4 protein-coding genes and 1 pseudogene are annotated in these 2,142 nt (G+C 67.1%); all 5 read left to right on the top strand.

All coding sequences use genetic code 11. From position 1 onward, the window contains the following. Positions 1-443, top strand: a pseudogene (locus CAPSK01_RS19675) (hypothetical protein); the annotation flags it as partial. Beyond that, complete coding sequence (locus CAPSK01_RS19670; RefSeq protein ID WP_034930825.1) at positions 440-643, top strand: hypothetical protein; 204 nt, start codon at positions 440-442, stop codon at positions 641-643. The pseudogene CAPSK01_RS19675 and the gene CAPSK01_RS19670, both read left to right, overlap by 4 nt. Then, positions 640-828 carry a hypothetical protein gene (locus tag CAPSK01_RS19665; RefSeq protein WP_034930822.1) on the top strand — a complete coding sequence of 63 codons (189 nt, stop codon included), beginning with the start codon at positions 640-642 and terminating at the stop codon, positions 826-828. Before CAPSK01_RS19670 ends, CAPSK01_RS19665 begins: the two co-directional genes overlap by 4 nt. A 38-nt stretch (positions 829-866) precedes the next feature. Next, positions 867-1,799: a recombinase RecT gene (locus CAPSK01_RS24095; protein WP_273704142.1), complete on the top strand. Its 933-nt coding sequence runs from the start codon at positions 867-869 to the stop codon at positions 1,797-1,799. Beyond that, on the top strand, positions 1,796-2,142 hold a 347-nt coding region (locus CAPSK01_RS19655), incomplete at its 3' end, for a YqaJ viral recombinase family protein (protein ID WP_034930819.1). The genes CAPSK01_RS24095 and CAPSK01_RS19655, both read left to right, overlap by 4 nt.

Genomic DNA, 2,142 nt, shown 5'->3' with positions numbered 1-2,142 from the left:
CGACGGCTACGGCTACGGCGCCGACTACGACGGCGGCGCGGGTGACTGACATGACACATGACGACTACGACGACGACCTCGACGAGCGCAACGACATGGCGGCCGATGCCGCCCTGGTGCGCCGCCTGTGCGGCGATGAGCTGCACGACGCGCTTGGCGATGTGACGGCCGGCCCGGACGCCGACGACTGGCTCGACGACGCCAGACTGATGGCGGACGAGGGGGCCATCCGCATGACCGGCGCGGCGCTGTGGCGCCTGCTGTGGGCTGGAGACGCGGAGGCCTGCGTACAGGCCCGCGACGAGCTGGTCGAGCGCTTGCGTGCGCTGTGGCACTTCGAGATCGAGCAGGAGCTCGATGCAGAAGCCTGCCGGCAGCGATACGAAAACCTCGGCGAGATGTACGCCGACGAGTGCCACTTCTCGGACCGGGGGGCAGCATGATCGCCGCCATCCGTTACGTCCGGCGCGCATTGCGCCGCGCCTGGCTGGTCTACGAAATCCACGAGACCGAGTCCTACCTGCGCGCATGCGCCAGGGACGGACTGATCGATTCGCTGCACCTGCGCGAGTGGCGCGGGCGCGTGTGCACCATGCGGTGCGAGCTGGCCTCGCTCAACGCAGGCAGGACATGGGGGTCATGATGATGGTGGACACCTCTCGATTGGGCAGCGGCGACTTCGTTTCGACGATCCCGGTCGGCCCGGCGGAATGCTGCACGGACATCGGCGCCGACTACGACGACGCGGTGCCCGAGGGCGCCGGCATCGCGGTGCTGTTCGTCGTCGCGCTGGCGGCGCTGGCGGCGCTGGCGGCGATTTCTTGGTGAGCGCGCGACACAACCACACTACTTCGAGGACCCATCACATGATCACCGAAGCCGAGACCAGCGGCAAGGCCGCGCAGGCCGACACCGTCGTCACGCCGGAGCGCGCTCAGTCCGAGTTCGATCGACTCCTGCAGCGCGCATTCACGCCACGCGACCTGTTGGAGGACAGGTACTTCGACAAGATCTGGCGCATGGCCGAGGCGCTGTCGAACAGCGCGCTGTCGGTGCCGAAGGAATTGAAGGGCAATCTCGGCGACTGCATGGCAATCGTCACGCAGGCCATGATCTGGGGTCTCAACCCGTTCGCGGTCGCGCAGAAGGCGCACGTCATCAACGGGAAACTCGGATACGAGGCGCAGTTGGTCAACGCGGTCGTGATGCAGTCAGGCGCGATCAAGGGCAGTTTCCACTACGAGTACCGCGGCGAAGGCAATGCGCTCGAGTGCCGGGTCGGAGCGGTGCTCCGCGGTGAGTCGGCAGTCTGCTGGGGCGAGTGGTTGTCGATCGCGATGATCACGACGAAGAACAGCCCGCTGTGGAAGGTGAACCCGAAGCAGCAGCTGGGCTACCTGCAGGTCAAGAATTGGGCCCGTGCGTTCGTGCCGGGCGCACTGCTCGGGATCTACACCACCGACGAACTGGCCGACGGTGGCTTTGCGACCGACGCGGCAAGCCAGCACGGCAACGCGGGCTCGCCGCCGCCGCCGCCTCCGGGCCTTCCGGCCTACGCCGCGGAGGCCTTTGCGACGAACCTTCCGGCGTGGACCAAGCTGGTCGCCGACGGAAGGAAGTCGGCGTCCGACCTCCTGGCCACGCTCAGCACCAAAGCGACCTTCTCCGAGGAGCAGAAGGCCAAGATTCTGTCGCTGAAGAAATCCCCGCCGCCGCCGGAGCCCGAAACGAACCACGACGCGGGCGAGCACGACGACTTCTTGGCCGACATGGACGCCAGTGAAGGGAGCGCGCAATGAAGATCCACGAACTGATCCAAGGCTCGCCCGAGTGGCAGGCCTACCGCGCGTCGCACTTCAACGCGTCAGACGCTCCGACGATGATGGGCTGCAGCCCGTACAAGACGCGGGCCCAGCTGCTGCGCGAAATGCACACCGGTGTCGCCGGCGACATCGACATCGCGACCAAGAAGCGTTTCGACAACGGGCACCGCGCCGAAGCCCTGGCCCGGCCGCTGGCCGAGGAGTTCATCGGCGCCGAGCTGTACCCGGTCACGGGCAGCGAGGGTCGGCTGTCGGCCAGCTTCGACGGCCTGACGCTCGACGAGTCCGAGGGCTTCGAGCACAAGGCGATGAATGACGC

The organism is Candidatus Accumulibacter vicinus (genome assembly GCF_000584955.1).
GTDB lineage: Bacteria > Pseudomonadota > Gammaproteobacteria > Burkholderiales > Rhodocyclaceae > Accumulibacter > Accumulibacter vicinus.
Note: the sequence above shows the minus strand (reverse complement) of the source record. Positions and strands in the feature narration are given on the sequence as shown.